This is a genomic window from Fischerella sp. JS2 (assembly GCF_032393985.1).
GTDB lineage: Bacteria > Cyanobacteriota > Cyanobacteriia > Cyanobacteriales > Nostocaceae > Fischerella.
The window spans coordinates 5,619,556-5,637,459 of the sequence record NZ_CP135918.1; the positions used below are offsets into that span (position 1 = coordinate 5,619,556).

The following is a 17,904-nucleotide window of genomic DNA, read 5'->3' on the forward strand; positions in this document are numbered from 1 at the left end:
AGACTAGTAGGAGAAAAAGGTGAAAACAGCAACTATTTTGAGAAATATCATTACATCAGTTGGTTTTTTAGTATTATTTACTCCACAAAACGCTCATGCTCAATTAGTACCACAACCTTGGGTATCTGTTGGTAGCAAAGATGGTGATGTGACTTACTCTGTGGGTGCAAGGGCTTTGAATTGGGGTGCTGAATTGGGAATCGGCCCCGACAGTGCTACAGGTGTAGATGTACTGAAATTTATCAGTTTGCCAGTAGTTTCACCTTATGTAGGCTTGGGATACTATTCAGAAGATAAAGGACTTGCTGTTTCAGGCGGGGTTCAGGTAGGCGCTGGTGACAATCTTTTCTTGGGTGCGGGTTACAACTCTGTGCGCGGCATCAATGGTCAATTGGGAGTAAAATTCTAGATAATTTTAGAGTTTTAATTTAATAATTTTTTGTTAACCTAAGACCTTGATTGTTCAAGGTCTTATCAGGATAAACTTTGGAGAAATAATTAAGTTAATTCAAGTTATTAGGTAATATCAAATAGGCACGCGGGAGTCTTGTTTCAAGATTCTGGAATAGACTATTAATCAATGATTTTAATCCAAAATCTGTCTTGAAAAGCTTTGAAGTTCCCTCCGGAGTGCTGCTTTGTAGACGCGCTTTACGCGTCTACAAACTTTTCGCAACGTCCAAAATCCAAAATCGATTGATGTAGCCACTCTATTAATTTGTGGCTATAGAAATAAATATTGGACTATAATCACTCAATCATCTAAGTTATTTAATACTTTTTTGATTGAAATGGGTGTAGTATAACGATTATATGGAAGTGATGAAATTAAGTTGGTTTCCATAGTTGTGCAGTGGATTAAAGACTTCCTTGCTATTTTAAATTTGGGTGTTGAGGAGGGAAGCAAATCACACAATTCGCGTTTTGATTTTTATAAGATTTAATGAGTTTTGACGGAATTATCATTAAAGTTTTATGATTATTAACACTCAGCTTTGTAATAGCAGAGTCTATGGTGAGTTATTGCTTATTTACTCATTTATCTGTGAATTTGGATGTAATAAAGTAGTAAAATTGGCATATATGGAAATTTGCCGGATGGCAGTCATGCCTTATTGAATGAGGCTATAGCGTTGATGATACTGAAAGCTTTTAAGTTTATTTAGCAGGCAACTTGTGTATGGAGCAAGGCTTAAAGTTACTACTTCAATTAGTGCTAGAATTTGCGCCTGTAATTGCGAGTTTAGTGCAAAAAAGTAATGATGCACGTCCTGATGAAACTAAGAACGATTATCCTGCCCAAATTCAAGAAATTATCCAAACTGTCAGTAGTACTAGTGAAAAACTTAGCTATTTAGGAGGATATGAACAACAAAAGCCAGAGGAACAGCAGCTAGCAGTTTACTACCATCAGACGCAGTTACAAATCGCAACTCAAGAACAGGAAACGGCGCTAAAAATCCCAGAGATTAATAAACTATTCGATAGCTGGCCTTTGCGGTTGTATCCTTCGCAGATTTTAGAGTCTGATACTAATTATGAACGCCGACCTCTAAAAATTTTCCTAGCACCTCCAAAAGTCGGGTTTGATCAGTTTGATTTGCGCCAAGAGGAATTTGCTACTGATATAGAATTAATGTTAGCGGAAGGGTTACGAGATTTTCTCAGTGAATATTATTCCTTACAAGACCCAATTAGACCAACAGAGTTTTTAGCAGGAGCATGGGATAGTAAGCGTTTTCACAGTGAATCTAGTATTAAGGCTCTGTTTGGAATGTTGAAAACAGAGCCGATTTTGATTTTAGAGTCTGAAGCCGATGGAGATTACCTAAATTTTCGGATTGGTTATTGGGGGTTAGGACAAGAGCGTTATTACTATAAAACTATTTCTCGGATATCTTACAGAGAAATTGTGGAACAGTCAGCAAAAAACCGCGCCTATGAGTGGAGAAGTATACGAGATGAATTAATAGCACTAGGAGAAAATTTAGAGGAAATTAATTACTTAGGTCAAGATAATGCCAGTAATTTAGCAATTTTGGAAAAAGAAGAAAAATGGAGAGCTAGGGGAGTAGATGTTAGTAAATTATCCCTACAATATCAAATCAATCGTCAAGATTTGGAGCAACTTTGCCAAGTTTTAATTACCTGTCACTGTTTAGTTGCTGGTTGGATAGCTGATATTTATCACCTGGTTCATCATGATGTCCCGCCTCTGCTGCCAGATTTGCTGCCGAGTTTGCTAAAGAGTCCGATTGACTTGCAATCACTGCAAGCGATCGCCTTGGGATACAAACAAGTCTACCAAGCTCTAGAAGAAAAACATCGTTATTGGATTCCTGAGTTAGCTTTGCAATTAGCCCAGAGTTTATCACATCTGAGCGATCGCTCTTTGGCGGACGAACAATTGCAATACTCTATAGGCACATGGTTGCAACTGCACGAAGTACCACAAGTACAAACTAATAATCTATTTGCGGCGATGCGTAGCGCCGCAACAACAGCAGATACACCATATTTGCAAAAACTGAGAGAATATTTTTCCGCAGTTGACGATAGACAGAGTATTAACAATGTAGAAGAAATTTTATATGCGATCGCCAACTCCAAACAGGCACACCAACTGGGAAATGCTTCTGTTAGTCACACTTTCAGCGAACATACAGGCAAAATTTCATCTGTCGCCATCACTCCCAATGGGCAGATTTTAGTCAGTGGGAGTGCAGACAAAAGCATTAAAGTCTGGAATTTAAGTACAGGTAAAGTAATTCGCACCCTCAAAAATGATTTGGGAGAAGTTTCCTCGATTGCTGTTAGTTCCGATGGTAATCTCCTTGCCGTTGGTAGTTGCGAACATCCTAGAAGTAATGTGAAGGTTTGGCATTTGTCCACTGGTAAACTATTGCACAAACTTTTGGGACACCAAAAACCTGTGAATTTCGTAGTGATTAGTCCCGATGGAGAAATTCTGGCTAGCGGCAGTAACAAAATCAAGATTTGGAACCTACACAAAGGTGATCGTATTTGTACTCTATGGCATTCCTCTGCTGTTCATAGTGCTGCCATCAGTCCTGATGGCAAAATCCTAGCCAGTGCCAGCAGCGATCAAAAAATTCGATTATGGAACCCGCGCACAGGTGAACCACTATGCACCCTCAAGGGACATGGGGGTGAAGTATACTCAGTTGCCATTAGTCCAGATGGACAACTTCTGTTTAGCGGTAGTGCTGACAAAACCATCAAAATTTGGGAACTGGAAAGCGGGAAGATGCTGCATACGTTCACTGGTCATGCAGATGAAGTAAAATCAGTTGCTGTTAGTCCAGATGGACAACTTTTATTTAGCGGTAGTGCCGATAAAACCATCAAAATTTGGTGTTTGTATACTGGAGAACTCCTACGCACTCTCAAAGGACATACCGCAGCAGTCAATACTATTGCTGTTAGCCCTAATAGTCAGTTGATCGTTAGTGGCAGTTCAGATAAAACCATTAAAATCTGGCAGATAAGTCATTAGTCAATTGTCAATTGACAATTGTCATTAGTCATTCTCTCCCTACACTCCCCACACTTCCCCTTCTCCCTTGTCTTCCTTGTCCTCCTTGTCCCCGCCTCAGCGACTAATATTTATAGTGCGGCATTAAAAGGAGTGAGTAAAATGAGTCGTCAGTTATTGGTAACTGGTGGTGCAGGATTTATTGGCTCGAATTTTGTGCATCACTGGTGTCAAAATTATCTTCATGACCGAGTGGTAGTTTTAGATGCCTTGACTTACGCAGGAAATATTGCCAATTTAGCAGGGTTGGAGAAGCAAGAGAATTTTCGTTTTGTGCAAGGGAATATATGCGATCGCTCATTAATTGACAAACTACTACAAACCGAGAATATTGATACTATTGCCCACTTTGCCGCAGAATCTCATGTTGATCGGTCGATTTTGGGGCCTGGTGCTTTTGTAGAAACTAATGTAGTGGGTACATATACCCTCCTAGAAGCTTTTCGTCAACACTGGCAAGCAAATTCTCAGCCTACAAATTATCGATTTCTACACGTTTCTACTGATGAAGTTTACGGTAGTCTCAAGCCCGATGATCCCCCTTTTAGTGAGACTACTCCCTATGCTCCCAATAGTCCCTACTCGGCATCAAAAGCAGGTAGCGACCACTTAGTTCGTGCTTATCACCATACCTATGGATTACCAACAATTATCACTAATTGCTCTAATAATTACGGCCCCTATCAGTTTCCCGAAAAACTTATTCCCCTGATGTGCATTAATACATTAATGGCTAAGGAATTACCAGTATATGGTGATGGTAAAAATGTCCGAGATTGGCTTTATGTAGGTGATCATTGTAGTGCTTTAGATGTAGTTGTTCATCGTGGTATACCAGGTGAAACTTACAATATCGGCGGTAACAATGAAGTAGAAAATATCAATTTGGTGCAAATGTTATGTCAACTTATGGATGAATTAGCACCTAATTTACCCGTACGTCCAGCAGCGAACTTAATTACTTTTGTTAAAGATAGACTCGGACATGATCGCAGATACGCTATTGATGCCACCAAGATAAAAACTCAATTAGGTTGGACACCTTCAGTGACTGTTACAGAAGGTTTACGTCTAACAGTTGCATGGTATCTCACCCATGAGAACTGGTGGAAACCTCTGTTATCGGAGGAATATCAGGCATATTACAACAAGGTTTATGCATAATTTTGGTTAGTTGTTAGTTGTTAGTTGTTAATTGTTAGTTGTTTGTCCCCCAACTCCTGACACTTTCCTCCTTATGACTTGAAACTCACCTCACCCTGTCCTATCGGACATCCCTCTCTTTGCCGAGGAGAGGGGCAGGGGTGAGGTCTTTTCATGCTTTGTAGTGAAATTTTTTCATTAGGGCTGTCTTCACCATGACTGACATTTTCCCAATATTTAACTCCTGCTTTCGGAAGATTTTATTAGTACTACTGGGAAGATTTTTTTAGCAATAAAAAACTAGCCCAATTTTAGTCCAGCAGTTTTTCACAAGTTTTATTAGTTGTAGCTAAATTAAAAGAATCAGGTTGGTGAGAAAGCAGGTTCCAAATGCTGCAAGTAGAACAAATATTACAAAATCGTTACCAACTCCAACGCCAACTAGGTAACAATGGAGTTCGCCAAACTTGGCTAGCAACTGATTTGCAAGCTTCTGCCCAGGAAAACTCGCAAGTGATCGTCAAACTCCTGGCCTTTGGTGGTAATGTGCAGTGGGATGATCTCAAACTCTTTGAGCGAGAAGCTCAAATTCTTCAACATCTTCATCATCCTCGCATTCCCCAGTATGTTGATTATTTTTGTATTGATGATCGCACACTTTGGTTTGGCTTGGTACAAAAATATATTCCTGGTGAATCTCTGAAAGAAAAACTTGCTCAGGGAAAAAGGTTTACAGAAAAGCAAGTCCGCAAGGTTGCTGTTGAGGTTTTAAATATTCTGACAGTATTGCATGAGTTGAATCCAGCAGTGCTACATCGTGATATCAAACCGAGTAACTTGATTTGGGGAGAAGATAATCATATTTATTTAGTTGATTTTGGTGCAGTTCAAGATAAAGCAGCAAAAGAAGGAGTTACCTTTACCATAGTCGGAACTTACGGTTATGCACCGATGGAACAATATGGAGGAAGAGCAGTTCCAGCGTCTGATCTTTATGCATTGGGAGCGACTTTGATTCATTTGTTGACAGGTACTCCTCCAGCCGACTTACCCCAATCTGATTTGCAAATTCAGTTTAGTGATCGAGTGACTACTAGCCCCAGTTTTGTCTGTTGGTTGGAAAAGATGACACAACCAGCACCAGAACAAAGATTTACTACTGCCCGACAAGCGCTAGAGTCTTTAAAATCTGGTCAGATTGTGCGTCAGTCGGTAAGAAAAAATGGAGTGGTGTCCCTGCGCAGGGAAACAATAAACAATTCTGGCTGCGGCATTAATAATACCAAAGAGCAAGTCCCCGATGAAATTCTTGGTTGGAATTGGGGTGCATTTCTCATGCCTTGGTTTTGGTTGTGGACTAATCAAGTCTGGGTGGGATTGTTATGTTTTTTCCCATCGATTGGTTGGGTAATGACAGTTATCATGGGTATAAAAGGTAATGAATGGGCTTGGAAAAGCAGACGTTGGCGTAGTGTCCAACACTTCAAAGAACATCAAAGAGGCTGGGCGATCGCTGGTATGCTCATTGGCGCACCGTTTAGTATTATTTTGTGGATGGCTGCGATCGCATTTCTCACATCTTTTTTGTGATGAAGGCAGATGGCAGATGGCAGAAGGGGTAAGAATTTTCATGCTCACAACCCTTTTGATGAAAACCTCTTGCCCGATCCCCGATTCCTATTTTCAAGATAGATATAGTTTGAGCGATCGCCTTATTATCTATCTGAGTTTTACAAAACTATTTGCAAAATGTGAAAAGTCTGATGATGAATGCATCCTTGTTCTGAACATATTTTGCTTGCCAGCTTTTCGTCTTCCAGATTCTTGAACTTTGGGAGTTGCCATTTGTAAAATTTTCTCCAACAACCAAGGAGCAAAACGTTGACACCAAACTGCTAAATGGCTTTGCCATCCAACTAAAATTTCTGATGAGTCTTTTTGTAATCCACATACAAATGCTTGAGCTACTTGTTCGGGAGTCATTGGCATCACCCAGCGAAATAACTCTAAGTCGCGTACCATATCGGTATCTGTCAGAGCTGGTAGTAATGCAATGACTTGGATGTTGTATGGAGCAAGTTCGCGGCGTAAAGCTTGCGTAAACCCTAAAAGGGCAAACTTAGTAGCCGAGTAAGTCGCCATCGTCGGTGCAGCCACTTTCCCCATAAGGCTAGAGACATTCACAATTGTTCCTTCGCTGCGACTTGCCATGCGTCGAGCCATCATATGAGTTAGGGTATAAGTCCCTAATAAATTGAGGGAAAGTTCCTCTTGAACTTGGGGTAGTTTAGATTGCAAGAAGGAGTTTTGGTAGGCTACACCTGCACAATTTATCAGCAAGTGAATCGGGCCATAACTACGCCAAAGTTGAGCAATAGCAACATTTACAAAGATTGGTTTAGTCAAATCTAATGCCATAATTGTGGCTTGTGCGCCTATTGCCTCGATTTCTTTAGCTACCTCTGCCAACTTATGGCGATCGCGTGCCACTAAAATCAAGCGTTTCATACCTTGTTGCGCTAGTTTTAAAGCTATGGCACGTCCAATACCACGGGAAGCTCCAGTAATTAGAGCTACCTTGCCTTGAATATTCATGGATTTTAACCTCCAAATTCTAGTCTTACCGCACCTTCGCTATACAATCACCATCACGACTTTTAGGAATCACGGTATGAGGTAAGACGAATGAACTACTGAATCTCACTTCATCTCCAAAGCCGAAAATTAACACTTTACGCGATCGGCAGAATGGATGTGGCTCATAGTTTACTCCTGTAATTTTTACTAGGATTACTAGTCTTGCTGCCAATACACACTTTAACAATTAGTTCAAGTAGTGGCAATATTTTTTAATAAGAATTTCTGAATAGTTGTTAACAACAAAAAATATCCAGCAATTATATATATATAGAATGAGCAATATTTTTTGTAAGTCTAAAAAAGAAGGAAAAAGTCTAATATGAGCGATTTTTAGTGATTGATATTTAAAAATTGATGATTTACACCACTTATAAGCATTTCTTAATACTTGTTGGTTTTTATCATATTTTTCTAACAATCAACCCAAAATTTTTTTAAGAAACAAGGCAGAGGGCAGAAGGCAGAAGGAAAGAGGATGTAAGTCGGCGGGAATAAGCATAATGCAAGTTACGAAAAGTAAACATGCCTGTAAGGGCAAAGCATTTGTATGTGTATCTTGACATCAAAACTGAATATACTAAAATCCCTTGCCCCTACCCAATAGCCAATGACAAAGGACAAATGACGACCCCAACTATTTAGCTTTATTTGTGCCGACTTACTTATTCCATATAATTAAGATTCAACTAATCCCACAGGACAAGCAACATTTGTCCCTCCTAAACCGCAATAACCACCAGGATTTTTGGCCAGGTATTGTTGATGGTAGTCTTCAGCGTAATAAAATTCCGGCGCATTGAGAATTTCTGTGGTGATCTTGCCGTAACCTGCTTTACTGAGAGCTTCTTGATATGTGTCCCGCGAAGCTTCAGCTAGTTTTTTTTGTTCCTCAGAATATACATAAATCCCAGAGCGATACTGTGTACCCACATCGTTACCCTGACGCATTCCTTGGGTGGGATCGTGATTTTCCCAAAAGACTTTGAGTAAATCGGTGTAACTAATCTCCTTGGGATCATACACAACTAACACTACTTCGTTGTGACCAGTCATACCAGTACACACTTCTCTATAAGTAGGGTTGGGAGTGATGCCGGCAGCGTAACCAACAGCAGTAGTATAAACACCAGGTAGTTGCCAGAACTTGCGTTCTGCACCCCAAAAACATCCCATACCAAAAATAGCCATTTCCATACCTTCTGGAAATGGAGGCTGGATCGGATTACCTAGCACATAATGACGGTTAGTAACTGGCATAGCTTCGGCCCGTCCTGGCAAAGCTTCCTCAGGACTAGGCACGGTTAATTTTTTACCAAATCCAAATAGCACCATTGACTTTTACTCTCAGATGTGAGAATTATTTTACTTTACTTAACATTTTAACCACTAATGTAGAGACGCGATGTTCCTCGCGTCTCTACCCACTAACAACTAATGTACAGACGCGATGTTCCTCACGTCTCTACCCACTAACTTGTTTTTGCTGAATTTCTACAGATTCAGAGAAGAAATTATCAATATTATTTAGAACAGGTATCAATAGCATTAACATGACGGCAGAAAACATATCACCACCCCAACTGTCATGTAACCAATGAAAAGCTCCTTCATTACCCGTACCATGAAAGTAGGTTAATAAAGTATTGCGAATAATATTGCCGCTAATGCTAATCAACATGGCTATCAATAAAAATGAAATGGTCTTGCGTCGAGATGATAATGTATTAGTCCAATAAAGTAGCATCAAGCCGACATAGAGAGTCGTAAATAACATTTTTAACCCTGCACAGTAAGGAGCGACTTCTACAATTCTTCCTCCTACATATATATTGATCTCATCGACAGTTACTGTCATACCAAACTGATTTAAAATAAAGCCTGCCGTACCAGCAATGAAACTTTGTAAAGGAAAGGTATAGGGGGCAATTAAATAGGGAAGTGGTGTTGGTGTTGCCAGAAAAACTAACAGCAAGGAAAACTTTTGTAATTTGCAGCCAGGAATGCCTTTGAACCATAAGCACAATCCTGAAAGCATGACAGGCAAAGAAAGATTAACCCATTCGCTAACTCCACTTAGATAAAAAATTCCTCCTATTAATAAGAGGACAGCACCAAAAGGATGTTGATGATCTGGTAGTCTTTGCCAAAGTTTCCGTTTTAGCCAAGCTATATATGCAGCAAAAGGTAAACCAATAATACCGTGACTAAAATATTCGTGTTCTGTGCTGATATTTTTATGTAACCAACCATCCAGCCAATACAGTAACACAGGAGCATATAGCAGACCTAAAATAGCTAGAATGGCTAAGCTAAGCAACTTTGGTGAAATTATATTTTGAAATGAACGCTGATTGAGCATAGATTTTGGTCATTTGTCAATGGTCAATTGTCAATCGTTATTGGTCACTGTTTATTCTCCTCACACTCCCCACACTCCCCAAACCTCCCCATCTCCCCTTTAAGTAAACAAGAGGCTTTCAGTGGAAGAATTAACTTTTAGAATGCGGGCGATCGCATCTGTAACTTTCTGAATTTGGCTGTTGCTTAAACCTGGATATATAGGTAACGATAAGATTTGATTTGCTAGCATTTCTGCATGAGGAAAATCACCCTTTTGATAGCCCAAATTCGAGAATCCTGGTTGCAGATGGCAAGGAATTGGGTAATGAATTCCTGTTTGAATTCCTATAGCTGTGAGTTGTTCTTGAATGACAGAACGATTTACAGGACAAGATTCACAAATTCTAATTACATACAGGTGGTATACATGCCCTTCAGCACTGTAGTTTTGGATGGGAATAATACCTTGTGTTGCTAGAGCTGCTAGTTCAGTATCATAATGCTGAGCAATAGTAAGGCGATCGCGATTCCAGTTTGGCAGATATGGTAATTTTTGGTGCAGCACAGCAGCTTGGATGGTATCTAAGCGGCTGTTGGTTCCTATTTCTGTGTGAAAATACTTGCGGGACGCACCGTAGTTACGCAAACGTACCATTTTTTCAGTTACATCTTGATCTTGCGTTAGGAGTATTCCCCCATCTCCAAATGATCCTAAATTTTTGCTGGGATAAAAACTAAAAGCAGCTGCTGTACCTACTGAACCAGCGCGATATCCTTCCCGTTCGGCTAAATGTGCTTGGGCGGCGTCTTCAAAAATTAATATTTTATGGGTATCAGCCAAATCTAATAGCTGTTTCGGTGACACCATTTGGCCATAAAGATGTACAGGAATAATTGCTTTTGTTTTTGCTGTAATTGCTTTTGCTGCTGCTTCTAAATCAATTAAAGCTGTGTAGGGATCGCAATCTACTAAAATTGGTTTTGCTCCTGTACGCAAAACTCCAATGAGTGTTGCCACAAAAGTGTTAGCTGGTAAGATGACTTCGTCTCCAGGATGGATATTGCAAGCTTGTAAACCGAGAGCGATCGCATCAGTTCCAGATGCAACACCAATTCCGTATTTTGTATCAGAAGCCGTGGCAAAAGCTGCTTCAAAATCTGAAAGTGCTTTTCCTAAAACAAAATCTCCCCGTTCTAATACTGATTGGATTGCCTGTTGCAGCCGATTTTGAATCGGCAGATGTTGTAAATTCAAGTCTACAAAAGGGATTGTTATTGGTATATTCATTTTCAGTAATAAGCAAAATTTTTCCAGATAATTGGTAATTGATAATTGGTCTTTTTTCTTTGTTATTCCCCATTACCCATTCTCGTTAGTTTTATATTACCCATGTAGAATTAGATACTAACGGATTTCAACATGAGAATCAGCAATGATCAGTACATGGTTCCGAAATACTGAAAAAACTTCTGTAGTACTTAGAAAGAAGTAGAACAAAACTCCTAGTAATTCTAGAGACCAATTTGAGTAAAAAGCTAGTTATGAGTAGGTCTAAGGCACTAAACTCAGACAAAATGACTAATATATAACCAGTATTCTAACTATGCAAAAATCTTTTGACGAGTGAAAAATTTTACATCTACTTTGTTGATCGGACACAAAATTGGGGAATGCTGAATAATAGCGAATAACCCATAAACAGTGGTTATATAAATTACATTATCTAGAATTATCAAGGTGACAGTGGTAATGGTAGAGTCGGAAAATAAATTGTTGTCTTTAAAGGATGGTTGGGCATCTCCAGAAACGAGAGAACAACAACGTCTCAGGGCATTGTCAGAATTAGGGTTACGACAACCAGAAACAATTCCAGTTTTTGAAGAAGCTACTCAAACTGCTGCTCACTTTTTGGAAGCACCAATTTCGATTTTGGGATTTGTCGATCAAGAACGCCATTGGTTCAAATCAGCAGTAGGCTTATCTAGATTGGGATTAATGAATCAGTTAGCGCAAAATCGCCAATTACTACGTCAGGAGTCTTTTTGCACTCAAGTAGTAGAAAATTCGCAAACTATAGTTATAAATGATACCAAAAAGCTAGGAGATGCAGGCAGTACTGTTGCTAGCAAATTAGTGGAGGATTATGGCATTCGTGCTTATTTAGGAGCGCCACTATTTGATGCTTGTGGAAATTGTTTGGGCGCATTGGCAGTAATGGATTTAGTGCCACGCAATTTTACCAATCGAGACATTGAGTTTTTACAAATCATCGCTCGTTGGAGTATGAGCGAATTTGAACGCAACCGACTCCTGCAAGCGACTTCAGAAATAAAAACAGCGCATAGCGTTTCTGACTGGTCACTCCCAGAGCCTAAAAAGAGTGAAAGTGAAATTAGAATCAGTCCAATTACTTTGCCAACCAGTTCAGTTCCTACTAGTCAACTAAAGTTAGAACTGTTGGAACAGTTAACCCAGGAGTTACGTACACCTTTAACATCTGTACTGGGTATGGCTAGTGTTTTGGGACGTGAAATTTATGGGCCTTTGACTACCAAGCAGAGAGAATATTTAGACATTATCCAACATAGCGGTAGATACCTGCTTTCTCTGGTAAATGAAATTTCTGAACTGGGAGCAATGGATGAAACTGAGACAGCTTTGAATCTATCGTCTGTAGATATTGAAATGCTGTGTCAACAAGCAATTAATACTCTGGAAGAGGCTGCTAATCGCCGTGAGCAGGATATTCGCCTATCTCTTGAACCTGGACGCAATCGCATTTGGCTTTTGGATAAAGACAAGGTGCGACAGATACTCTATCACCTGATTTTTAGTGTGATTCAACTTTCTGCTACAGGTAGTGTTGTGCGAATTCATGTTTCTCATAAGGAAAATACGCTTAACATTACGGTGTGGGTTTCCCATCCTTGGCTGGGAGATGGAATCACCGAGGTTGATCCTTATTTTCGTCTGAGTGCAGTGCCGTTGCTAGAACTAACAGAAGAGACAGCCGCCGAATTTAATGCTCTGTTGGAAGATCAAGAAGATGTATCTAGTCTGCCATTAGGCTTAGACAAATCACAAACTGTGAAAGTTTCGACATCAAGTATCCTCAATACAACTAGGCGTTCTGGTTCTCTCTCGCGGGAAAGCCTAGGTTTACTGCTCAGTTGTCATTTAGCAGAATTACACGGCGGGTATCTTTCAATTCAAGGATCACCAGAGGCAGGATTCCGCTATATCCTGAGTTTGCCACTAAATCAAGAAAAAGCAGAAGTTTTGAGCGATATTTCCTCAACAACTGCTTCCTAGTCACACTCGTAGGATACAACCCGCAAATTCCATAGAAAACCAATTCAAAATCTAAAATCCTGTTAGCGGATGTCTTTACCACCTGAGTATTTCACTCAGTCGGAATACAAATCCAAAATCCAAAATCTAAAATCGGATGTCTGTCTTCAATTAGCATGGACTATGGACTGGAAATTTTTCTATTTTTGAAAAATACCGAACTATCATTAAATCCAAGTTCTACGCTCTGTGCTAGTTGCTTACAGCATCTATGAATATAATCTGGCGAAAATTCACATTATCTTATCTTCCACTCCAGGAATACCTGGACTCTAGCTACCTGCATGGTTCTCTAGTAGGAGTGCTGCGCTCTTGGCGGCAAAGCAGTATTTTAATGCAGTGGGGAGATATCATAGCGGCTACCTTAGTCAGCTTGGTGTTAGTGTTAGCACCTTTTACCGCAGCGAATACAACCCTACTTGGGGTTTTGTTAGCTGCTTGTACAGGATTTTGGCTACTGTTAACTTTGTCTGATGAGGTAAGCTCCTCAAATAATTTATTTGCTACCCCTATTCACTTGCTGGTGTTGCTGTATTGGGGAGTCTGCGTGGTTGCTACGGCCTTATCACCAGAGAAAAAAGCAGCTTTAGAAGGATTAATAAATTTTACACTTTATTTAGTGCTGTTTGCTCTGTGTGCCAGGATACTTAAATCGCCCCGGATTCGAGCTTTTTTACTGGTTTTATACTTACATGTGTCCTTAGTTGTCAGTATCTATGGTGTGCGGCAGAAGATTTTTGGTGCTGCACAGCTGGCAACTTGGGTTGACCCTGAATCTCCATTGTCTAAAAATACCAGGGTCTATAGTTATTTGGGTAATCCAAATTTGCTGGCTGGATATTTGTTACCAGCTGTGATTTTGAGTTTGGCGGCGGTGTTTGCTTGGCGAGGATGGCTGCGTAAAGGGTTGGCTATCACTATGTTGGTTGTGAATCTTGCCTGCTTTCGTTTTGCTGACAGTCGTGGTGGCTTTATTGGTTTGGCGATCGCACTAGTTGCTGCTGTCTTGCTATTACGCTATTGGTACGCTGATTACTTACCCCGGTTTTGGCGTATCTGGTTAGTACCCATACTGTTAGGGTGTTTTGTAGCTTTTTTTGCAATCATGTTTGGCGTTTCGGAAACTTTTCGCTTACGCATTAACAGTATTTTTGCGGGGCGTGAAGATAGTAGTAATAACTTCCGTATAAATGTTTGGACTGCGGTGTTCAGAATGATCCAAGACTTTCCGATTTTTGGTATTGGGCCTGGACATGATGTTTTTAATGAGATTTATCCACTCTACCAACTACCTCGGTATAACGCTTTAAGCGCCTACTCGATTTTGTTAGAAGTGACTGTGGAAACCGGAATTGTTGGTTTGGTTAGTTTCATTTGGTTACTACTAGTAATATTTAATACAGGTTGGTTGCAACTGCAAAGATTCCGACAATTAAATAGCGTAGATGGTTTGTGGTTAATTGGAGCGATCGCTGCTTTAGTAGGTATGCTAGGTCATGGTTTTGTAGACACTGTGTGGTATCGCCCTGTAGTTAATAGTGTCTGGTGGCTTTTAGTTGCTTTAGTTGCCAGCTACTGGAATCCTGTGGTATCAGACCATAACCGACAAGTAAATTCACTGCATCCAGAACTTGGGACAGATTAAAGTTTGTAAAAAAAGCCTTGAGTAGAATACCTCTCAAGGCTTTTCATTTTTTATCATCTTGCTAAAGTACTACAGTTTTTAGTTTGGTTGTGATTGGACGGTGTATGTAGAATTATTCTCTATAGGTGCTACTACCTACAGCGTTCGGATCGCGATAACGAGTTGACTCATCGTTACGCTTCCTGCCTGCTAAACCTGCTAAACCTAACAAACCGAGTAATCCTAACCATCCCCAGTCAAAACCTCTATCATAATAAACTCCGGTAGTTGGTGCATTCGGATTATTAGGATTATTAATCGTGGGATCTGTGGTGGTTTGTGCTTGCGCGGGTATGGTTAAGGGGAGAATTGTCATGCCCAAAGTGAGGACACTAGCGCTAACCATTTTGCTGAAGTTGTTTTTCATAATGATGCTTTCCTGAATCTGTTGCAAATTTATTCACCACTCTACCGACTTGCCATCACAACAAAATCAATCTACAGCTGGAAACTAAAAACCTTATATACTCTTGCTTAAGATATATACAACGCAGCCATTCTAAGAAAAGCTAGGATAGGACTAATATCCAGTTGGGCATATTATATTGGTTTAATGGCCTTTTATAAATTAACTAGGCAACCTCAAGGATTTTTTTAGTTATTATTTAGACGCAAGTAACATTTTCAATGAGTGATAAGAGCGACGGTTATAAGGTTATTAGTGACAATCGGCAAGCCCGGTATTTGTACGAAATTCTTGAAACCTACGAAGCTGGTATTCAGTTGACGGGGACTGAGGTAAAATCAATTCGTGCAGGTAGGGTAAATCTTCAAGATGGCTATGCTTTAATCCGCAATGGAGAGGTATGGCTGATTAACGTGCATATTTCCCCTTATACTGCCAGTGGACAGTATTTTAACCATGAACCACGTCGTACACGCAAATTACTGCTGCATCGCCAAGAAATTCGCAAGCTAATTGGTAAGGTAGAGCAGCAGGGATTGACTTTGGTTCCTTTAAAGATGTATCTCAAACGCGGTTGGGTGAAAGTTAGTATCGCCCTTGTTAAAGGTAAAAAGTTACATGACAAACGAGAGGATATTAAAAAACGTCAAGACCAGCGCGAAATGCAACGGGCAATGAAAAATTATTAAAAAGTCCATTGTCAAGAGTCAATTGTCAATTGTCAAGTGTCTATTGACCATTGACCATTGACCAATGACTACCAATTATATTTTTCTTGCTCTGAATCTTGTTGAAATAATCCCAGTATCGGGCCAAGAATTGCCCCAACCACAAAACCACCAGCATGGGCCCAGTAGGCAATACCTCCGTTTTCCATACCAATGTTTGTTGGTGCTTCTAGACTAGCAAGACCGTAGAAAGCTTGTTCAATAAACCAAAATCCTAGAAAAAAGTATGCTGGTACACGGAAGGTAGGGAAGAAAAATCCCAAGGGAACAACGCCAAGAACTTCAGCTTGGGGAAAGCGAATGATGTATGCTCCCAAAACACCAGCGATCGCACCACTTGCTCCTAATGAGGGAATAGCAGAATTTTGGGAAAAGTACCATTGAGCTAATGTTGCTAGAACACCACTAGCTAAATAGAAAAATAAATATTTAATATGACCTAATTTGTCTTCGACATTGTTACCAAAGATCCACAAAAACAACATGTTGCCACCAAGGTGTAGCAAACCACCATGTAAAAATTGGGCAGTAAATAAAGTTACCCACTCTGGTACGGGCTGATTTACAGAAATACCTGCAAAACTAGCTGTAAGTTCTCGCGGTACTACTGCAAATAAGTGAAAGAATCCATCTAAATATTGGGGAGGGAGACTAGATTCATAAAGAAATGCTACAACATTAACAGCAATTAGCCCATAAGTCACATAGGGCGTGATTTTGGTTGGATTATTATCTCTAATTGGAACCACAGGCTTTTTTCTTGCTTTTTCAAAACTAATCTACACAATACATAATTTGTTAAGTCTTTTCTTCTTACCTCTGGATAGATTTAGCAAGGTGAGCCGAAGATATTTTTGAAGTAAGTAAATGTCATGAATGCCTTATAAACAACAGATACTTATGTGCTAACTTCAAATTTACGGTTATATTTATTTGTCTTGATTTATCTACTGTTTTATGTTCAATTTTTTTCTTGGAACTACATATTATGTATGTATATACCTAAAAAATACTTTATTTTTTAGTTCTATGCTGAATATTTTGTTAAAATTTGTAAATATTTTTATATTTAATGATATAGATTCTGGAGTGTCTGATTTTTCCATAGTTACTTTATATAACAATTCCTCTTACCGATGGTAGAAAAACTTAGCAATTCAACCTTTGGAGAGTGATTAGCTATTACTCCTGTCATAGTATGAAACATAAGAGTACTATTATTATTTGTATTCACTGATAGTGATCATAGAAGCAAATTTATTAGTAAAAAATGCTAGGGGTGTACAGTCCATGCCCTTGACGATCCTTGTAGTGGATGACGATCCGGGCACTCGTCTGTCTATCAGCGATTATCTTGAACTGTCTGGCTACTCGGTAATTGTTGCTGATGACGGTCAAGAAGCTTTAGCAAAGGTGGAAGAGTACCATCCTGATTTGATGGTTACTGATATTGTCATGCCACGAATGAACGGTTATGAACTGGTACGCCAAGTCCGCCAAAAATCTGAATTTCGTTTGCTACCAGTAATTTTGTTGACAGCAAGAACAAAAACACAGGAAAGAATTCTTGGTTATCAATCTGGGTGTGATTTGTATTTACCCAAGCCTTTTGAATTAGAAGAGTTAGGAGCAGCTATTCGTAATTTATTGGCGCGATCACAAATTATTCAATCTGCATACCGTCTTTCTCATCTAGAAAATACCAACACTTTGGATGGTAACGGCTCACAGTTAAATGAGATTCAAAAATCCCAGTGGTTCTTAGAACTGACTCCTAGAGAACGAGAAGTTCTAGAACTTTTGACTCATGGTCTTTCTAATGCTGATATGGGTCAAAAGTTGCACCTAAGTCCTCGGACAGTGGAAAAGTACGTCAGCAGTTTATTGAGAAAAACAGGCGCTAGCAATAGAGCTGAATTAGTGCGCTTTGCAATGAAACATGGTCTAGTAGAGTGATTAGAAAGTGTAGGGGGGCGTAGTGTAGTTCAGTTATTAATTATCAGTTATCAGTTGTCAAATTCTATTACTAACTGTTAACTGTTAACTAATTCCTAA

The 17,904-nt window shown here is 39.6% G+C and carries 14 protein-coding genes; 8 read left to right on the plus strand and 6 right to left on the minus strand.

The window, feature by feature from the left end:
- Positions 1–19 precede the first annotated feature (19 nt).
- From RS893_RS23930 to RS893_RS23945, 4 genes are all read left to right on the plus strand, one after another.
- Positions 20–409, plus strand: coding sequence for a hypothetical protein (locus RS893_RS23930; protein ID WP_315788174.1), 390 nt, complete (start codon positions 20–22; stop codon positions 407–409).
- 771 nt (positions 410–1,180) lie between these two features.
- Complete coding sequence (locus tag RS893_RS23935) at positions 1,181–3,517, plus strand: WD40 repeat domain-containing protein (protein ID WP_315788175.1); 2,337 nt, start codon at positions 1,181–1,183, stop codon at positions 3,515–3,517.
- A 141-nt stretch (positions 3,518–3,658) separates the two neighbouring features.
- Positions 3,659–4,720 (plus strand): dTDP-glucose 4,6-dehydratase, encoded by a 1,062-nt coding sequence (gene rfbB, locus RS893_RS23940; RefSeq protein WP_315788176.1) that lies wholly within the window; start codon positions 3,659–3,661, stop codon positions 4,718–4,720.
- 369 nt (positions 4,721–5,089) lie between these two features.
- Positions 5,090–6,289, plus strand: a complete 1,200-nt coding sequence (locus RS893_RS23945) for a serine/threonine-protein kinase (RefSeq protein WP_315788177.1) — start codon at positions 5,090–5,092, stop codon at positions 6,287–6,289.
- A 129-nt stretch (positions 6,290–6,418) separates the two neighbouring features.
- Here the strand turns inward: RS893_RS23945 and RS893_RS23950 are convergent, their stop codons facing one another.
- From RS893_RS23950 to RS893_RS23965, 4 genes are all read right to left on the minus strand, one after another.
- Positions 6,419–7,294, minus strand: a complete 876-nt coding sequence (locus RS893_RS23950; protein WP_315788178.1) for an SDR family NAD(P)-dependent oxidoreductase — start codon at positions 7,292–7,294, stop codon at positions 6,419–6,421.
- Between the two features lie 720 nt (positions 7,295–8,014).
- The gene (msrA, locus tag RS893_RS23955) at positions 8,015–8,671 is read right to left on the minus strand and encodes a peptide-methionine (S)-S-oxide reductase MsrA (protein ID WP_315788179.1); all 657 of its coding nucleotides are present in this window, start codon (positions 8,669–8,671) and stop codon (positions 8,015–8,017) included.
- Positions 8,672–8,801: 130 nt separating this feature from the next.
- A complete protein-coding gene (gene crtB, locus RS893_RS23960) occupies positions 8,802–9,698 on the minus strand; it encodes a cyanoexosortase B (RefSeq protein WP_315788180.1) in 897 nt (298 codons plus the stop codon).
- A 99-nt stretch (positions 9,699–9,797) separates the two neighbouring features.
- The gene (locus RS893_RS23965; RefSeq protein WP_315788181.1) at positions 9,798–10,967 is read right to left on the minus strand and encodes a DegT/DnrJ/EryC1/StrS aminotransferase family protein; all 1,170 of its coding nucleotides are present in this window, start codon (positions 10,965–10,967) and stop codon (positions 9,798–9,800) included.
- Positions 10,968–11,429: 462 nt separating this feature from the next.
- On the opposite strand from RS893_RS23965, the gene RS893_RS23970 reads away from it, so the two are divergent.
- Together RS893_RS23970 and RS893_RS23975 are read left to right on the plus strand one after the other, a co-directional pair.
- Entirely contained in the window at positions 11,430–12,992 is a 1,563-nt protein-coding gene (locus RS893_RS23970) for a GAF domain-containing sensor histidine kinase (RefSeq protein WP_315788182.1), read from the plus strand.
- A 250-nt stretch (positions 12,993–13,242) separates the two neighbouring features.
- Complete coding sequence (locus RS893_RS23975) at positions 13,243–14,676, plus strand: IctB family putative bicarbonate transporter (RefSeq protein WP_315788183.1); 1,434 nt, start codon at positions 13,243–13,245, stop codon at positions 14,674–14,676.
- 112 nt (positions 14,677–14,788) lie between these two features.
- Here the strand turns inward: RS893_RS23975 and RS893_RS23980 are convergent, their stop codons facing one another.
- On the minus strand, positions 14,789–15,082 hold the full coding sequence (locus tag RS893_RS23980) for a WGxxGxxG family protein (RefSeq protein WP_315788184.1): 294 nt from the start codon (positions 15,080–15,082) through the stop codon (positions 14,789–14,791).
- Between the two features lie 260 nt (positions 15,083–15,342).
- Here RS893_RS23980 and smpB point away from each other — a divergent pair, with 260 nt between their 5' ends.
- Positions 15,343–15,810, plus strand: a complete 468-nt coding sequence (gene smpB, locus RS893_RS23985; protein ID WP_315788185.1) for an SsrA-binding protein SmpB — start codon at positions 15,343–15,345, stop codon at positions 15,808–15,810.
- Between the two features lie 68 nt (positions 15,811–15,878).
- On the opposite strand, the gene RS893_RS23990 is transcribed toward smpB, so the two are convergent.
- The gene (locus RS893_RS23990; protein ID WP_315788186.1) at positions 15,879–16,598 is read right to left on the minus strand and encodes a rhomboid family intramembrane serine protease; all 720 of its coding nucleotides are present in this window, start codon (positions 16,596–16,598) and stop codon (positions 15,879–15,881) included.
- Between the two features lie 541 nt (positions 16,599–17,139).
- Here RS893_RS23990 and RS893_RS23995 point away from each other — a divergent pair.
- Positions 17,140–17,805, plus strand: a complete 666-nt coding sequence (locus RS893_RS23995) for a response regulator transcription factor (RefSeq protein WP_315788187.1) — start codon at positions 17,140–17,142, stop codon at positions 17,803–17,805.
- Positions 17,806–17,904: the final 99 nt, after the last annotated feature.

Excerpts from the sequence above, each read along its gene's own strand:
- RS893_RS23950 (WP_315788178.1), bottom strand. The coding sequence starts at position 7,294 with ATGAATATTCAAGGCAAGGTAGCTCTAATTACTGGAGCTTCCCGTGGT.
- RS893_RS23935 (WP_315788175.1), top strand. The coding sequence starts at position 1,181 with ATGGAGCAAGGCTTAAAGTTACTACTTCAATTAGTGCTAGAATTTGCG.
- RS893_RS23995 (WP_315788187.1), top strand. The coding sequence starts at position 17,140 with ATGCCCTTGACGATCCTTGTAGTGGATGACGATCCGGGCACTCGTCTG.
- RS893_RS23965 (WP_315788181.1), bottom strand. The coding sequence starts at position 10,967 with ATGAATATACCAATAACAATCCCTTTTGTAGACTTGAATTTACAACAT.
- smpB (WP_315788185.1), top strand. The coding sequence starts at position 15,343 with ATGAGTGATAAGAGCGACGGTTATAAGGTTATTAGTGACAATCGGCAA.
- RS893_RS23970 (WP_315788182.1), top strand. The coding sequence starts at position 11,430 with ATGGTAGAGTCGGAAAATAAATTGTTGTCTTTAAAGGATGGTTGGGCA.
- msrA (WP_315788179.1), bottom strand. The coding sequence starts at position 8,671 with ATGGTGCTATTTGGATTTGGTAAAAAATTAACCGTGCCTAGTCCTGAG.
- RS893_RS23945 (WP_315788177.1), top strand. The coding sequence starts at position 5,090 with ATGCTGCAAGTAGAACAAATATTACAAAATCGTTACCAACTCCAACGC.
- rfbB (WP_315788176.1), top strand. The coding sequence starts at position 3,659 with ATGAGTCGTCAGTTATTGGTAACTGGTGGTGCAGGATTTATTGGCTCG.
- RS893_RS23975 (WP_315788183.1), top strand. The coding sequence starts at position 13,243 with ATGAATATAATCTGGCGAAAATTCACATTATCTTATCTTCCACTCCAG.
- crtB (WP_315788180.1), bottom strand. The coding sequence starts at position 9,698 with ATGCTCAATCAGCGTTCATTTCAAAATATAATTTCACCAAAGTTGCTT.
- RS893_RS23980 (WP_315788184.1), bottom strand. The coding sequence starts at position 15,082 with ATGAAAAACAACTTCAGCAAAATGGTTAGCGCTAGTGTCCTCACTTTG.